Here is a 15286-nt window from a genome sequence, read left to right as displayed (position 1 = left end):
AGGGCCGCTACCCGCCGACGACCTGGGCTAACGGACGGTAGCCGCAACACCGGTCATGGCGGCCGGGAATCGGCTCCGACGTGCGAACGTCGCAGCGCGGGGACACGCGCCGACACAGCGTGACGACGTATTCACGGATGTCTGTACGCGCCGTAAAGTGACAGGATGACTGTCGTGATCAGGCGGCCGGTCCGGCCCACGACGCCCGCCGGCGCCGTGATCGCTCAACCCACGAGGTTCCCGCGCGCGGGACGCGTTCCCATGCCCATGCAGCCGCACGGCTGACGCACGACAAGGACCCCTATGTCACAGATCAGTCCCCCCGGCCCCGCGGAAACGGGGAGTGACGGCCAGCCCACCCTTAAGCGGGTGATGGGCCCCGGCCTGCTGCTGCTGTTCATCGTCGGCGACATCCTCGGCACCGGCATCTACGCCCTGACCGGCCAGGTGGCCGGGGAGGTGGGCGGCGCCGCGTGGCTGCCGTTCGCCGTCGCGTTCGTCGTCGCGCTGATCACGGCGTGCTCCTATCTGGAGCTGGTCACGAAATACCCGGAAGCGGCGGGCGCGGCGCTGTACGTCCATAAGGCGTTCGGCAAGCACCTGCTGACCTTCCTGGTGTGCTTCGCGGTGATGTGCTCCGGCATCACCTCGGCCTCGGCGGCGTCGCGGGCCTTCGCCGCCAACCTCGCCACCGGGTTCGGCCTGGAGGTCGGCAACACCGTCATCCTGCTGATCGCGATGGCGTTCATGCTGCTCGTCCTGGCCGTCAACCTGCGCGGCGTGGGCGAGAGCGTCAAGCTCAACGTGGTGCTCACCGCGATCGAGCTGTCCGGCCTGCTGCTCGTGATCGTGCTCAGCCTGTACTTCATCACCGGCGGCGAGGCCGACTTCTCCCGGGTCGTGGCGTTCGAGACGCCCGAGGACAAGAGCGTGTTCCTCGCGGTCAGCGCGGCCACGTCGCTGGCCTTCTTCGCCATGGTCGGCTTCGAGGACTCCGTCAACATGGCGGAGGAGACCAAGGACCCGGTCAAGATCTTCCCGCGGATGATGTTCACCGGCATCGGCATCACCGGGCTCATCTACGTGCTGGTGTCCATCTGCGCGGTCGCCGTGGTGCCGGTCGGCGAGCTGGAGGCGAGTGAGACGCCGCTGGTGACAGTGGTGGAGACGGCGGCGCCCGGGGTGCCGATCGGCGAGCTGCTGCCGTTCATCTCGATGTTCGCCGTCGCCAACTCGGCGCTGATCAACATGCTGATGGCCAGCCGCCTGCTGTACGGCATGAGCAAGCAGGGCGTGCTGCCGCCGTTCCTGTCCAAGGTGCACCCGACACGGCGCACCCCGCACGTGTCGATCGTGTTCACCACCGTGATCGCGCTGCTGCTCATCGCCTACGTCTCGCTGGTGCCCGACAGCCCGGTCGTGGCGCTGCTCGGCGGCACCACCTCGCTGCTGCTGCTCGCGGTCTTCGCGCTGGTCAACGTCTCCGTCCTGGTGCTGCGCAGGGAGGACACGGGGGTCGAGCACTTCAGAGCGGGCAGCGTGCTGCCCGTCATCGGCACGATCACCTGCCTCTACCTCGTCCTGCCGTGGTCGTCCGGCCGTCCGGCGGGGCAGTACGAGATCGCGGGCGTGCTGCTGGCGATCGGCCTGATCCTCTGGGCGATCACCTGGTGGTCGCATAAGAGAGCCTCAGAACGGACATGAGTGGGCCGCCTTCGGAGCGGCCCGTTCCCACCCGGGGCCGCGCCGTTGGAGGCGGCCCCGTTTTCCGTCCGGGGCCGCGCTGTTGAAGGCGGCCCCGTTTCCGTCCGGGGCCGAAGTCTCCCGCCGATTCCCCCGGGACCCCACCGGGTCCACCCGAGCTGCGGACATCGGCGGGCGACCCCGGTGCGCTTACCGGGCCGGTGGGACGGCGGCCAGGTTCACCACCCGTAGTCCGTCGCCCTGCTCCCAGAAGATCACCCCGTCCCCTCCCGACCACTCGCTGAGCGGCTCGAAGGAGACGAGCCGGCCGGCGTCGGCGTCGTACACGCCGGCGTACCCGGGGAAGAACCGGTCGCGGTAGGACTCCCCGTGCAAGCCCTTGACCACCCGCGCGTCACGGCCGTCCGTCCGCTGCACCACAGTGTCCTGCCCGCGCTGCCCCGCGCACCAGGTGGCCCGGCAGCGCAGCCCTTCGACCCCGCGCGCCGCCCGGATCGTCACCTTCTTGCCCGTCTCAAGGTTCACCAGGCGGGTGGCGCTGTGCTTGAGGGCGAGCGGCTCGTCGGTGGCCCACGGCCAGCCGGCGAGCTGTAGCCCCGCCGACCTGGGCACCTTCTTCGCCGCTCCCCCGCCGATGGGCATCCGCCACACCCCGTCGAGCGGGCTCGACCAGATCACCTGATCGCCCGCCAGCTCCAGCCGATCGACGGAACGGCCCTCGGCGCGGCCCACCCGCCGCGCCTGGCCGGTGCCGCGCAGCGGCGCGACCCACACCCAGCCATCGGTCAGCCAGGCGGCGTGCTCGTCATCGACGGTCAGCGCCGTGATCTCGCCGGACGGTGTGGCCACCGTCGTGAACCGCCCGGTGGTGACGTCGTAAACGCCGATCGTGCCGCGGTTTTCCCTGGCCAGCAGCCGTGTGGCGTCGATGGCGGCCAGCGGCCGGTAGGCCGCCGGGACGGTGACCATGGCGCCCGGCCACACCCGCTCGATCTCCCTGCCCGGCCTTACCGCGTCCGGCCCCTGCGTGAGGCTTCCGTCCGGCCATGACGCGCCGTCCCTGCCCGGACCCGGCGTAGCGTCTCCCTCCGGCCCAGACGCCGTGTCCCTGTCGGGCCGCGGCGTGCGGCCGAGGTTCGCCTTGTCCCCGTCCGGCCCTGGCGCGGACTCCCTGCCCGATCCCGGCGTCTCCAGCCCTGATGCAGGGACCGCCGTGCTCGGGGTTTCCGTGCTCGGGGCTGCCGCGCTCGAAGGTGCCGCGCTCGGGGCCGCCGCGCTGGGGGCCGCCGCGCTGGGGGCGGCGGTGCCGCCCGCGCCGGGTCCGGGGATCGGCTGGGGCGGGGACGGCCACGCGGTCACCACCGCCCACCCGAGCGCGAGCGCGCACGCCGACGCCAGCACGGCCCCCGTCCGGCGGCGCCGCCGGTCCCGCCGTCGCGCCGCCAGGGCGGCGAGCAGGTCGTGCTGCGGAGCCCGTTCCGCGATCGTCCGCAACGCCTCGGCCAGCCGCTCCTCAGCCAGCCGATCATCGACCGCCTGATCATCGGCCGCCTCGTCATCAACCAGCCCGGCTTCGATCAGCGGCCCTTCGACCAGCGACCCCTCGACCAGCGGACCACCGAACAGCGGGCCCTTGGCCAGCTCGGCCCTATCCAGCTCGGGCTCGGCCAGCCCAAGTTTGGTCAGCCCGGCCTCGGTCCGCTCGACCCTGGTCAGCCCGGCCCCGCTCGCCTCAACCTCGGCCGACTCGGCCCCGCTCAGCCCGGCCCCACTCACCCCAGCCCCGGTCGTCTCGGCCCCACTCACCCCAGCCTTGATCGACTCGACCTCGGTCAGCCCGGCCCCACTCACCTCAACCTCGGCCGACTCGGCCTTGGTCGACTGCTTGGCCGGGCGCTCATCGTCGGTTCTCATGCCTGCCTCCCCGACAGTGCCCGTGCGCGGGCGCGGAGTGTGGCGAGCGCGCGGGACGCCTGGCTGCGTACGGTCGCCTGGGAGATCCCAAGGATCGCGGCGATCTCACCGTCGCCGAGCCCCTCGTGGTAGCGCAGCACCAGCACCGCCCGTTGCTTCGGCGGCAGAGCGCGCAGCCGCTCCCAGACCTCCCGCAGGTCCTCCTCGTCCTCCCGGACCGGCGACGGCACCTCGTCCGTGAGCTGCTCCCGCCGGCGGCGCCGCCACCACGTCACGTGCTGCCTGGCCATGATCGTGCGGACGTAGCCCTCCGGGTCGTCCTTCCTTCTGACCCGGCGCCAGGTGGAGTTCAGCTTGAGCAGCGCCTCCTGCACCAGGTCCGCGGCGTCGTCGGCGTTCCCCGTCAGCACGAGCCCGTACCGCAGCAGCGCCGGCCCCTGGCCCGGACGAAATCCTCGAACTCCACCTCCCAGGGACGCCCGGGCCGCGGCTTTCGTTGCAAGAATCTTCGCGGGCGTCAGGCGACCCTGGTGTAGACGAGGGTGAAGTCGTGCCGCCACGGGCCGCCGTTCTCCGACGCCTCCCATGCGCCCTCGATCGTCTTGCCGTCCGCCGAGATCGTGCCGCGGTAGCGCTGCGCGAAAGCCGGGTCGTCGCGCCAGATGCGCAGCTCGCCGTCCTCCAGGGTCAAGAGGTAGTCGCGGGTGACGCCGCGCGAGTCGTACAGGTGCTGCACGAACACCTCCGGCCGGTCGCTCAGGCCGATGACGCACATGCCGTCGGGGGCGTCGGGGTGCTCGTTGGTGTAGGTCTGAATGAGGAAGTGCCGCCGCTCCATCCAGGTGAACATGGTGCGCCCGCGTCCGACGATCTCGGGGCTGCCGGGGCCGAAGAAGCCCGGCTCGAAAATGGAGGCCGTCTCCCACTCCCCCACCAGCACGTCCAGCCGGTCGAGTGCGGGCGATCGGTCGGACGGCACGTCGGCGGGGGCTGCCTTCTGCTCACTCATGGCGATGATTCCTCTCGTCATGCCGGATACGTCCTTGCCACCGTGTTGACTCCCACCGAGCACGAAACTCATCGCCGGCGTGTCGCACCACCGCACCCCCTCGCCGCCCCAGAAGCACGACCGCGTACCCGCAGGAAACCGTGGGGCGCGCGTGCGTGTCCGTCGGTGCATACGCGAGCCCGGGCGCCGCGTTACGCGGGGCCCGGGCTCGGGAGCCGTGAGGCTCAGGGGTTTCGGCGGTTTATGGTCAGGCGGGGATGATGTTCTCCGCCTGCGGGCCCTTCTGGCCCTGTACGACGTCGAAGGACACCTTCTGTCCCTCAGTGAGCTCGCGGTAGCCGCTGCCGTTGCTGACGATGTTGGAGTAGTGGGCGAAGACGTCGGCGCCGCCGCCGTCCTGGGCGATGAAGCCGAAGCCCTTTTCCGAGTTGAACCACTTCACGGTGCCTGTCGCCATGTCGATCTCCTTAGAAATGCGCAGACCAGACGGAATCCGCACTTTGCGGAATCCGTGTCGCCACGATGTGCCCATCCGGAAATGACCGGCGAACAAAAAATGCGCCTGATAGCAATCTGTCAGGCGCACACAAAGTCTTTTATGGGAACCACAACTGCAACGCCGCCAGGCTAGCACAGCAATCCGGGATTGACGCTTGAGCGCGCCGTCTCTTTTTCTCGGATCTGACGGTGAAATTACCTGGTTTGCGGTGCTTTTCTGAGGGGTACAGGGCCGCCCGTCCGTGCGTCCGTGCGTCCGTGCGTCCGTGCGTCCGTGCGTCCGTGCGTCCGTGCGTCCGTGCGTCCGTGCGTCCGTGCGTCTGCGCCCCCTGCGCCCCCTGCGCTTCCACGCCCTCACCCTCGCCCCTCGCGCCCCTGCACGCGGCGTTCTTTGCGCCCTGCGCCTTGTGCCCCCACGCCTCGCAGTCCGACGCCCTTGCGCGCTTGCGCCTCGCGTCCCTACGCCTCGTGTCCGAGCGCCTCGCACCCCAACGCCCCACAGGGCCAGGCGGTCGCTGCCAGCAAGGCGTGAGCGCGGACCGCTTCGGCGAACGGGGAATACGGGTTGATCTCCAGGGCCCGGGTGAGGTGCGTACGGGCCCAGGCAAGGTGCCCACGGGCGTACTCGATCTCACCCCGGTGATAGGAGAACAACGCGTTGCGGCCACCGAGCGCGGCAGCGCGAGCAGCGTAGCGCGCTGCCTCAGCGTGACGGCCGGCTCGTGTGAAGTACCCAGGCGAGGGCGTCGGCCGGCTCGCTCTCGGCCGAGCCGGCCTGCTGCCGGAGTCGTTCACCCACCCGTCCCGCCCCGAAGGACAAGTCCTCCCCGCGCCGTCACGCGGTCTCCGCCAGCAGGGCGCGGGCGCGGACCGCCCCTCCGGGTGAGAAGTACGGGTTGATCTCCAGGGCCCGGGTGAGGTGCGTACGGGCCCAGGCAAGGTGCCCACGGGCGTACTCGATCTCACCCCGGTGATAGGAGAACAACGCGTTGCGGCCACCGAGCGCGGCGGCGCGAGCAGCGTAGCGGGCGGCCTCAGCGTGACGGCCGGCCCGGTGGAGGGCCCAGGCGAGGGCGTCGGCGACCTCGACGGCCTGGCGTCGCGCCCATTCGAGCCGCAGGTGGCGTACGGCGGTGCGCGGGTCGCCGTGGTCGGCTTGGAACACCCCGATGGCGTAGTGGTCGGTGGCGCCGTTGGCGGCCAGCACCTTGTGGTGGGCCACGAACGCGGCGTACTGCTGCCGGGCGCCCGCATGATCGCCGAGGTGGTCGAGCAGCTCGCCGTACTCGACGGCGTAGGCGGGCGAGCGGGCGACGGCCGCGGCGTAGTCGCGGCGGGCCTGGTCGTGGTCGCCGAGCGCGGCTTCGGTGCGCGCCTTGCCGGCCCGCGCGGGCACGTGGCCGGGGTCGGCCGCCAGAGCCAGCGTGTACGCGGCCCGCGCCGCCGACGGGTCGCCCTCGTCCCAGGAGAGGTCTGCGAGCTGGCATTGGCAGGAGGCGTATTCGGCGGGGTCGGCGGCGAGGCGGCAGGCGCGGCGCAGCAGCTCGCGCGCCGGGCCGACGCGGCCGCGGAGGTGTTCGATGCGGGCGGCCCTGCTGTAGGAGGCCAGGTCGGGGCGGCCGTCGAGCATGCGGCGCAGGGCGCGTTCCGCCCGGTCGTACTGGCCGAGCTGGAGGTAGGCGTCGGTGAGCACGCCGTAGAGGGCCCAGCGGTGCGGGGCGGCGGCGCGGGCGCGTACGGCCCAGCGGACCGCGCCGGTGTGGTCGTGGCGGGCGTTGGCCAGCTCGCCCATGCCGATGACGGCATCGACGGGCGGCCGGCCGCCGGCTCCGAGCCGCAGGGAGCGTTCGAGAGCGGCCTCGGCCTTGGCGTGGTAGCCGGTCTCGGTGGTGCGGCGGGCCTGCTGGAGGTACATGTGGCCGAGGTTCGCCCAGACCGCCGCGTCGCGGGGGTCGCGGCTCAGCCGGCGCCGGGCGGCCTCGATGGTGACCGCCGGGTCGTACGACGCACCTGCCGAGGGCCCGGGCTGCGGCGGCTCCTCATCGCGTATGACGCCCGTGGGGGTGTGCGGGGCGAGCAGGAGGCCGCCCAGCAGCACGCATCCCAGCAGGGGCAGCACAAGCCGTACGCGTTTCATCTGTTCGAGGTGTCCTCGTGAGGGGGATGGCGGAGGGGGGACTGCCGGTCAGAACGGCAGTATCGGGGCGGGCCGCGCCGAGGTGCGCCGGATGGCGTCGTTCACGAGCTTGATGCCGCGCAGGCCGGGCGAGGTGCCGGAAGGGACGGGCCGGCTGGGCGCGCCCTGCCAGGCGATGGCGATGTCGGCCCAGTGGGCGCCGCCGCGCAGGCGGGTGCCGAGCTCTCTGTTGAGGTCGTCGGCCCAGCTCTGGTGGAGGGTCAGGGCGACCTTGCGCGGCCCGACGCCGCCGCCGTGCCGGACGAACGTGCCGGGGTCGAGCGCCTGCCGGAGGCTGAAGGTGGCGAGGGTCAGCTCGCCGCGCGGCCTCGACTCGCCGTTGACGGTGGGGGTGGCGAGGATCGCGCTGCCGCCGCCGGTGGCGAAGAGCATGCGGAAGGTGTCGATCTCGTACGTGACGCCGACCTCGTCCTCGGTGAAACGGAAGCCGCCGGGGTGGCAGATCCGCCCGCTGGGCGTCTCGATGGTGTCGTAGCGCTCACCGACGGGCATCCACAGCGCCCTGCCGCCGTCGACCGGCTCGACCGGGCCGAGCGCCGAGAACCCGATGCCGGCCCTCTTCAGCTCGTCGACGAACGCGGCCGAGAGCGTCACCTTCGCGCCGCCGTCCCTGGACAGGTAGCTGCCGACCTGCCCGTACGCGAGACAGCCCGTGTCGGGGCGGACGGCGGCGGCGGGCTGGACGGCGAGCAGGACTGCGGCCAGCGCGGTGCCGCCGGCGACAAGGGACGCACGGGTCAGGCGCATGCGTGGTGCTCCTTCGGGGGAAGCGGGGGGACGGCGCCGGGAGTGTCCGCACCGGCGCACGCTCTTGATTACGGTGAGTAGTTATACCACCGCGTTACGGAATCGCGGGCCGGGTTTTCCCAGCTCCCCGCGCCTTCCGCGCACGGCGAAACCCTCCCGGATCGATACGGCCACACCATCCGCCTTAGTGTTGATGAAAATCAATATGCTGCGAGCCACCAACGACTGCTGACCGGCCAGTGGTCTAGATCACGTGGATGAAAATCAATGTTGACACCCCTCTGCCGGAGGCCGGAGAGTGCCGGTATCAGAGGAGGTTTCACGTCATGAACAGCACCACCGCGCCGGCGGGCAACGGGCAGGGCATCGACGTGCCCAGAGGACTCAGCGGCGTCGTCGTCACCGAGACGCACCTGAGCGACGTCCGCGGCCGTGAGGGCTTCTACCACTATCGCCAGTACTCCGCGATCGAGCTCGCGGAGAAGCGGACGTTCGAGGACGTCTGGCATCTGATGCTGCTCGGCACGCTGCCGTCCGGCGAGGAGCGGCGCCGCTTCCTGGAGCGCACGCTTGCGCTGCGCCGCGTCCCCGACGCGCTGCGACCCGTGCTGCCCGCCCTGGCCGCGCCGGACGGCGGGCCGCTGGACGCCGCGCGCAGCGCCGTGTCGGCGGCGGGCGCCATGCTCGGGATGAAGCCGCTGTACGACCTCTCCCCCGAGCGCCGCCTTGACGACGCGCTGCGGGTGAGCGCGCTGATGCCGACGCTGCTGACCGCGCTGCACCGGCTCTCGCTCGGCCTGGAGCCGGTCGAGCCGCGCGACGACCTCGCCTACGCCGCCAACTACCTCTACATGCTCACCGGCGAGGAGCCGGACCCCGCGCACGCCAGGGCGATCGAGCAGTACCTGATCTCCACCGTCGACCACGGTTTCAACGCCTCCACGTTCACGGCGCGGGTGATCGCCTCGACGGGCGCCGACCTGGCCTCCTGCGTGGTGGGGGCGCTCGGCGCGCTGTCGGGGCCGCTGCACGGCGGCGCTCCCAGCCGCGCCCTGGAGACGCTCGACGAGATCGGCACGCCCGACCGCATCGACTCCTGGGTCCGCGAACGCGTGCTGGCCGGCGATCGCATCATGGGCTTCGGCCACGCCGTCTACCGCACCGAGGACCCGCGCTCGCGCCTGCTGTCGGGCATCGCGCGGAGCTTCGGCGGCGAGCTGGTGGACTTCGCGCACGAGGTCGAGCGGCGGGTCGTCGAGATCCTGGCCGAGCTCAAGCCGGGCCGCGAGCTGCACACCAACGTCGAGTTCTACGCGGGCGTGGTGATGGAGCTGTGCGGGGTGCCGCGCTCGATGTTCACGCCGACGTTCGCCGCGGCGCGTACGGTCGGGTGGTGCGCCAACATCCTCGAGCAGGCCGCCGACCGCAAGATCATCAGACCGGCGGCGCGGTACGTGGGCGCCACCCCGCCCCAGCCCGTGCCCGCCTGAGCAGCCGCAGGACGCTCATCGCGCGCCGCCGGAGCGTGCCGTTGTGCCCCCGCAGCGGCGCGCGGTAGCCTGCGCTCGGGTGTCCAACTGCTGGTACACCCGTGGTTTGGTCGAGTGAGGTGCTGGTGGTCACGGGTAGGGTACTGCGGTTCGATCAGGTTCGGGGTTACGGGTTCATCGCGCCGGATACCGGCGGCGCCGACGTCTTCCTGCACGCGAACGACCTGCTGGACGACAAGCACGCGCTCAGGCCCGGGACCATCGTGGAGTTCCGCCTTGAGGGCGGCGACCGGGGGCTGAAGGCGTCCGACGTACGCATCGTCGGTCAGCGGGGCACGACCGCCCACACGCAGGGCTCCTACGCCGGCTCCCACGAGAGCGGCGGCGACGACCTGTGCGAGGTGCTGTCGGAGTCGGAGTTCAAGCGAGAGATCACCGAGCTGCTCATCACGACGGTCCCGACGCTGACGGGCACGCAGATCGCGGCCATCCGGCAAGAGCTGTCGTCGCTCGCCAAGAGCTACAAGTGGGTCGAGAGCTGAGCCCAGGCCGCCTCACGTGCCGCTGAGCGCCCTGAACCGTTCGTGTGCGGCCTGCTTGCTGATGCCCATCGCCTCACCGACCTCCGCCCACGACGCGCCACCCGCCCTGGCCGCGGTGACGGCCTGATCGAGGAGCGTGCGCTGCCAGCTCTCGACCTGCGACAGCAGGGTGAGCGCGGCGAGCGGCCGCTCCCCCGCCAGCCGTACGATCTCCTGGCACAGCAGATCCGACTTGACCACCAGCCAGTTCGGCGGCGCGGCGGCGATGAGGGCGGCCGCGTGCTTGCTCCACCACCGGTACTCGGCGTCCTTGAGCCCCTCCTCCGTGGGCGGGAGCCGGCGGCGGTCGGTCCATCCGCACGAGCACGAGGCCCGGTATCCGACGAAGGTCTTGGTGAAGACGGGTGAGGTCGGGGCGGCCTGGCCGTCGGGGAGCACCGGGGCGGCGAAGCCCTCGTGGCCGGGGATGTCAGGGGAGCGGAAACTCATAGTCGTCAAGAATCCCTGACGATTTCTCTCCGCGCAACTCGATCTTGTACGTGCTCAGCGGCCGGGCAGGCGGCGGGCCAGCTCGGCGTACACGCGTTCCCACTGGTCCTCGAGGTAGAAGTGGCCACCGGGGAAGAGCTCCATGTCGAAACCGGCGGTGGTGTGCCCGGCCCACGCGCTCGTGTCGTCCCGCGTCACCTTCGGGTCCTCCGTGCCGAGGAACGCGGTGATCGGGCAGCTCACCGTCGCCTCCTCCGCGCACCGGTAGCGCTCGACGGCGCGGTAGTCGTTGCGCAGCGTGGGCAGCACGATCGAGACGAACTCGGCGTTGTCGAAGGCGGGCGCGACGGCCGGGTTCAGCGCGCGCACCTCGGCCACCAGGCCCGCGTCGTCCAGGCGGTGCACGCCCTCGTCACGCGAGCGGGACGGCGCGCGCCGGCCCGAGGCGAACAGCCGTACGGGCGGGGCCTGGCCCTCCCGTTCCATGATCCTGGCAACCTCGAACGCGACCGTCGCCCCCATGCTGTGCCCCAGAAAGGCGATCGGCCCTTCCACCGGCGCGGACGTCAGCGCCTCATGGATGCGCTCGGCCAGCACGAAGATGTCGTCGATCATGGGTTCGCCGAAGCGGTCCTGCCGCCCCGGATACTGCACGCCCAGCACCTCGACGGACTCGTGCGCACACCGGGCCAGCGGGGTGAAATAGCCGGCGGCACCACCGGCGTGCGGGAAGCACAGCAGCGTGACCGCGCGCCCGGGAGCCGGGCGCAAGGAGCGGATCCACAGCTCACGGTCGGCGGCGGCGCGGGCGGGCATGTCGTCCTCCAGGCAATGGGGTTGAATCTCAGCGACCACCCAATCATTAGACGATCTACCTAAACAGTGCTCGCCTAGAATGAAGCCATGATCGGCCCGGCCCCGGTGTCCACGTGATCGAATCCATCCTCCCCCCGCAGGTCGTCGCGGTCGAGTCGCGCGACGACGACGATCTCGACGGCGTGCTGTTCCCCGAGGAAGAGGCCCTGGTGGCCCGCGCCGTCGACAAGCGCCGCAAGGAGTTCGCCGCGGCCCGCATCTGCGCCCGCAGGGCGCTCGCGCTGCTCGGCCGTCCGCCTGCGCCCATCCTGTCCGGATCCCGCGGAGAGCCGCTGTGGCCCGACGGCATCGTGGGCAGCATCACCCACTGCGCCGGCTATCGCGGGGCGGTGGCGGCCGTACGGTCCGAGGTGGCGTCCATCGGGATCGACGCCGAGCCCGACGGTCCTCTGCCCGACGGGGTGCTCGACGCGGTCGCGCTGCCCGAGGAGTCGGTGCTCGTACGGGAGCGGGCCGGGCAGGACGGCGTGCACTGGGACCGGCTGCTGTTCTGTGCCAAGGAGGCCGTCTACAAGACGTGGTATCCGCTGACCGGGCGGTGGCTCGGCTTCGAGGAGGCTCGGATCGACCTCGTCGCCGACCCGGCCCCGGCGGTGGTGTCCGGCACAGAGTCCACCCCTGGGTCCGCCCCTGGGTCCGCCCCTGGGTCCGCCCCTGGGTCCGCCCCTGCGCCCGCCGCTCAGCCCGGCGGCGTGCGCGGCAGCTTCAGCGCGCGATTACTCGTCCCGGGGCCGCAGCTCGGCGGGCGTACGCTCCAGGACTTCTCCGGACGCTGGCTGGCGGCCGACGGGCTGATCCTCACCGCCATCGTCCTGCCCTGGGACGACGAGAAGACCGGCGGCTGAGCGGCCAGGACACGCGGCGGACCCGGATGCCGTGCGCGTCACGGTCCGGCGAGTCGTCGTAGAGGCGCTCAACGGGCGGCGTGTCCGGCGGGCCGGCGGCCGACGGGACAGGAGCTCGGGCCGCCGGCGGCCCGGGTCAGGTGAAGGGGGCTGCCAGCTGGTCGAGGGACTGGGCGATCACGTCCTGGAGCGGGCGGGTCTCGTCCTCCGAGCACCACTGCTGGGTGGCCACCCGCAGCGCCGCCAGGAACGTGGCCGCGACGAGCCGGGGGTCGGCGGCCCCGTCGCGTCCGGCCACCGCCTCGCTCAGATCGTTCTCCAGCTGGATCCGGTTGGCGAGCTGGCGGGCGAGCAGGGACGGGTGGCGCATGGCGAGGCGGGCGCGGACGTGCCATTCGCGGTCGGGCCCGTCGTGCTCGTCGAAGAGGCTGTCCAGCGCCCCGCGCAGCGCGAGCCAGGCGGAGCGGTCGGGCGGCTGCTCGCGTACGCGGCGCACGAGGGTGTCGTGCATGTGCTCGTCGCCGTACAGCAGCGCGTCCTCCTTGCCGGCGAAGTAGTTGGAGAACGTCCGGCGCGAGATGTTGGCGGCGTCGGCGATGGCCTCGACGGTGACGTTGTCGAGGCCGTGTTCGACGGTGAGCCGCAGCGCGGCCTCGTGCACGGCCTGCCGCGTCTCTGCCTTCTTGCGCTCACGCAACCCTGCTGTACTGCCCATGGTGCGACATAGTTTACCCATTGGGAATAAATGCTCAATGAGCAAAGTTGCCGCTTGAGCATGTAAAGTGTCCCAGTTGCTTCCCTTACACACCCTGAACGGAGGTTGCGTGTGAGTGCCCAGCCGGCAGCGCCGTCCGCGGCGGAGCCGATGACCCACCGCCAAATCCTCAACGCCCTCAGCGGCCTCCTGCTCGTCCTGTTCGTCGCCATGATCAGCGCCACCATCGTCTCGGTGGCGCTGCCGCAGATCATCGGCGCGCTGAACGGCAGCCAGTCGCAGTACACGTGGGTCGTCACCGCATCCCTGCTGGCCTCGACCGCCTCGACGCCCATCTGGGGCAAGCTCGCCGACCTGTTCAACAAGAAGCTGCTGCTCCAGATCTCCATTGTTATCTTCATGGTCAGCTCGCTGGCCTGCGGGTTCGCACAGAACACCGGCCAGCTCATCGCCTTCCGCGCCCTGCAGGGCCTGGGCATGGGCGCGCTGCAGATCCTCACCCAGGTCGTGATCGCCGCCATGATCCCGCCGAAGGAGCGCGGCCGGTACAACGGCTACCTCGGCGCCGTCATGGCCGTCGCCACCGTCGGGGGCCCGCTGCTCGGCGGCCTCATCGCCGACACCTCCTGGCTCGGCTGGCGCTGGTGCTTCTTCATCGCCGTGCCGTTCACCATCGCCGCGTTCGCGCTGCTCGCCAAGACCCTCCACATGCCCACCGTGCGCCGCGCCGACGTCAGCATCGACTACTGGGGCGCCGCGCTCATCGCCGCCGGCGTCAGCGTCCTGCTCATCTGGGTGACCTTCGTCGGCAACTCCTTCGACTGGCTGTCCTGGCAGACCGCCGCCATGGTCGGCGGTGGCGTGGCGCTGCTCGCGCTGGCCACGTACGTGGAGTCGAAGGTGCGCGAGCCGGTCGTGCCGCTGCACGTCATCAAGCGCCGCGACCCCGCGCTCGCCATCCTGGCCAGCCTCTCGGTCGGCATGGCCATGTTCGGCGGCGCGGTCTTCCTCGGCCAGTACTTCCAGATCGGCCGCGGCTACGGCCCGACGGCCGCCGGTCTGCTGACCATCCCGATGATGGTGGGCGTGCTGTTCTCCTCGACGATCAGCGGCCGGATGGTCTCCAAGAGCGGCCAGACGAAGCCGTACATCCTGGTCGGCCTGGTCGTGCTGCTCGCCGGGTTCGGCGGGCTGTCCACCATCGACCACGAGACGTCGCTGGTGCTGGTCTCGCTCTTCATGCTCGCCGTCGGCATCGGCGTCGGCATGTCGATGCAGAACCTCGTCCTGGTCATCCAGAACACCGTCCCGCTGCGCGAGGTCGGCGCGGCGAGCGGCGCCATCACGTTCTTCCGCTCGCTCGGCGGCACCGTCGGCGTGTCCGTGCTCGGCGCGGTGCTGGCCAACCGGGTGGCGACGAGCATCACGGAAGGGCTGGCCAAGGCCGGCATCCCGGTGACCGGCGACGGCGCCGCGGCGAGCGGCAGCCTCAACATCGCCGCGCTGCCCGAGCCGATCAAGCAGATCGTGCGCGCCGCGTACGGTGACGCGACCGGCCACATCTTCCTCGTCTCGGCCGGCATCGCGGTGGTCGGGCTCATCGCGGCGTTCTTCCTCAAGCCGGCGAAGCTGCGCGACAGCCTCGACCTGCCGGCTCAGCCGATGAAGGAGGACGCTCCCACCCCGGCCAGTCCCGCGTAAGGCGTCAACAAACCCGGAAGGCCGTAAGAGCCCGGTGGCCGCGTGAGCCTTCGGGAGAGCCGGAAGACCCGAAGGACCCGGAAGGCCGCGTTCCCGTCTCGCCCGCGGGGACGCGGCCTTCCGTCACTTTCCCGCCGCGGGCAGGACGGAGCGGACGGCCTCCTCCGTACGGGCGACCACCGCCGACCCGTCGTCGGCCGTGATGATCGGCCGCTGGATGAGCACGGGATGGGCCGCGAGCGCCTCGATCCACCGCTCGCGGGCGGCGGCGTCGCGCGGCCAGGAGGCCAGGCCCAGCTCCTTGGCGACCGTCTCGCCGGTCCTCGTGATGTCCCAGGGTTCGAGTCCGAGCCTGGCCAGCAGGTCGCGCAGCTCGTCGGCGCTCGGCGGGTCGTCGAGGTAGCGGCGTACGGTGTAGCCGGCGCCCTCGGCGTCGAGCACGGACAGCGCGGCGCGGCATTTGGAGCAGGCCGGGTTGATCCAGATCTCCATGGCCACCGACAGTACCGGGGCCCTCATCACTTGTCCCGGATCAGGTCAGCACCCGCCTGCCGTCGCC

15 protein-coding genes are annotated in these 15286 nt (G+C 71.4%); 5 read left to right on the top strand and 10 right to left on the bottom strand.

From position 1 onward, the window contains the following. The first annotated feature begins 372 nt into the window (after nt 1–372). A complete protein-coding gene (locus ACFMQL_RS26125) occupies nt 373–1704 on the top strand; it encodes an APC family permease (protein WP_364057533.1) in 1332 nt (443 codons plus the stop codon). 189 nt (nt 1705–1893) lie between these two features. On the opposite strand, the gene ACFMQL_RS26120 is transcribed toward ACFMQL_RS26125, so the two are convergent. The 6 genes from ACFMQL_RS26120 to ACFMQL_RS26095 all read right to left on the bottom strand — a co-directional run bounded on the left by ACFMQL_RS26120 (nt 1894) and on the right by ACFMQL_RS26095 (nt 8069). Then, the gene (locus ACFMQL_RS26120; protein ID WP_378787471.1) at nt 1894–3618 is read right to left on the bottom strand and encodes a hypothetical protein; all 1725 of its coding nucleotides are present in this window, start codon (nt 3616–3618) and stop codon (nt 1894–1896) included. Further along, complete coding sequence (locus ACFMQL_RS26115) at nt 3615–4028, bottom strand: SigE family RNA polymerase sigma factor (RefSeq protein ID WP_378787469.1); 414 nt, start codon at nt 4026–4028, stop codon at nt 3615–3617. Before ACFMQL_RS26115 ends, ACFMQL_RS26120 begins: the two co-directional genes overlap by 4 nt. A gap of 107 nt (nt 4029–4135) precedes the next feature. Next, a complete protein-coding gene (locus ACFMQL_RS26110) occupies nt 4136–4627 on the bottom strand; it encodes a hypothetical protein (RefSeq protein ID WP_378787466.1) in 492 nt (163 codons plus the stop codon). A gap of 247 nt (nt 4628–4874) precedes the next feature. Next, the gene (locus ACFMQL_RS26105) at nt 4875–5084 is read right to left on the bottom strand and encodes a cold-shock protein (RefSeq protein WP_364055840.1); all 210 of its coding nucleotides are present in this window, start codon (nt 5082–5084) and stop codon (nt 4875–4877) included. A gap of 876 nt (nt 5085–5960) precedes the next feature. Then, on the bottom strand, nt 5961–7262 hold the full coding sequence (locus ACFMQL_RS26100; protein WP_364055843.1) for a tetratricopeptide repeat protein: 1302 nt from the start codon (nt 7260–7262) through the stop codon (nt 5961–5963). Nucleotides 7263–7310: 48 nt separating this feature from the next. Then, nucleotides 7311–8069, bottom strand: a complete 759-nt coding sequence (locus ACFMQL_RS26095) for a hypothetical protein (RefSeq protein ID WP_378787464.1) — start codon at nt 8067–8069, stop codon at nt 7311–7313. Between the two features lie 326 nt (nt 8070–8395). Between ACFMQL_RS26095 and ACFMQL_RS26090 the strand changes: the two genes are divergently transcribed. Together ACFMQL_RS26090 and ACFMQL_RS26085 are read left to right on the top strand one after the other, a co-directional pair. After that, nucleotides 8396–9559 (top strand): citrate synthase/methylcitrate synthase, encoded by a 1164-nt coding sequence (locus tag ACFMQL_RS26090; protein WP_364055849.1) that lies wholly within the window; start codon nt 8396–8398, stop codon nt 9557–9559. A gap of 125 nt (nt 9560–9684) precedes the next feature. Beyond that, complete coding sequence (locus ACFMQL_RS26085) at nt 9685–10101, top strand: cold shock domain-containing protein (RefSeq protein ID WP_364055852.1); 417 nt, start codon at nt 9685–9687, stop codon at nt 10099–10101. 12 nt (nt 10102–10113) lie between these two features. On the opposite strand, the gene ACFMQL_RS26080 is transcribed toward ACFMQL_RS26085, so the two are convergent. Together ACFMQL_RS26080 and ACFMQL_RS26075 are read right to left on the bottom strand one after the other, a co-directional pair. Next, the gene (locus ACFMQL_RS26080; RefSeq protein ID WP_364055855.1) at nt 10114–10590 is read right to left on the bottom strand and encodes a hypothetical protein; all 477 of its coding nucleotides are present in this window, start codon (nt 10588–10590) and stop codon (nt 10114–10116) included. 54 nt (nt 10591–10644) lie between these two features. Continuing rightward, entirely contained in the window at nt 10645–11445 is an 801-nt protein-coding gene (locus ACFMQL_RS26075) for an alpha/beta fold hydrolase (protein ID WP_364055858.1), read from the bottom strand. 74 nt (nt 11446–11519) lie between these two features. Here ACFMQL_RS26075 and ACFMQL_RS26070 point away from each other — a divergent pair, with 74 nt between their 5' ends. Then, the gene (locus ACFMQL_RS26070) at nt 11520–12311 is read left to right on the top strand and encodes a 4'-phosphopantetheinyl transferase (protein ID WP_378787460.1); all 792 of its coding nucleotides are present in this window, start codon (nt 11520–11522) and stop codon (nt 12309–12311) included. A 136-nt stretch (nt 12312–12447) separates the two neighbouring features. On the opposite strand, the gene ACFMQL_RS26065 is transcribed toward ACFMQL_RS26070, so the two are convergent. Continuing rightward, complete coding sequence (locus ACFMQL_RS26065) at nt 12448–13026, bottom strand: TetR family transcriptional regulator (protein ID WP_364055864.1); 579 nt, start codon at nt 13024–13026, stop codon at nt 12448–12450. 150 nt (nt 13027–13176) lie between these two features. Between ACFMQL_RS26065 and ACFMQL_RS26060 the strand changes: the two genes are divergently transcribed. Then, nucleotides 13177–14727: an MDR family MFS transporter gene (locus ACFMQL_RS26060; RefSeq protein WP_364055867.1), complete on the top strand. Its 1551-nt coding sequence runs from the start codon at nt 13177–13179 to the stop codon at nt 14725–14727. A gap of 123 nt (nt 14728–14850) precedes the next feature. Here the strand turns inward: ACFMQL_RS26060 and ACFMQL_RS26055 are convergent, their stop codons facing one another. Then, nucleotides 14851–15246, bottom strand: coding sequence for an arsenate reductase family protein (locus ACFMQL_RS26055; RefSeq protein WP_364055870.1), 396 nt, complete (start codon nt 15244–15246; stop codon nt 14851–14853). Nucleotides 15247–15286 lie beyond the last annotated feature (40 nt).

This window comes from Nonomuraea fastidiosa (assembly GCF_042751225.1).
In the GTDB taxonomy this organism is placed as follows: Bacteria; Actinomycetota; Actinomycetes; order Streptosporangiales; family Streptosporangiaceae; genus Nonomuraea; species Nonomuraea fastidiosa.
The sequence above is the reverse complement of the archived record's forward strand: the minus strand, read 5'-3'. Positions and strand labels throughout refer to the sequence as shown.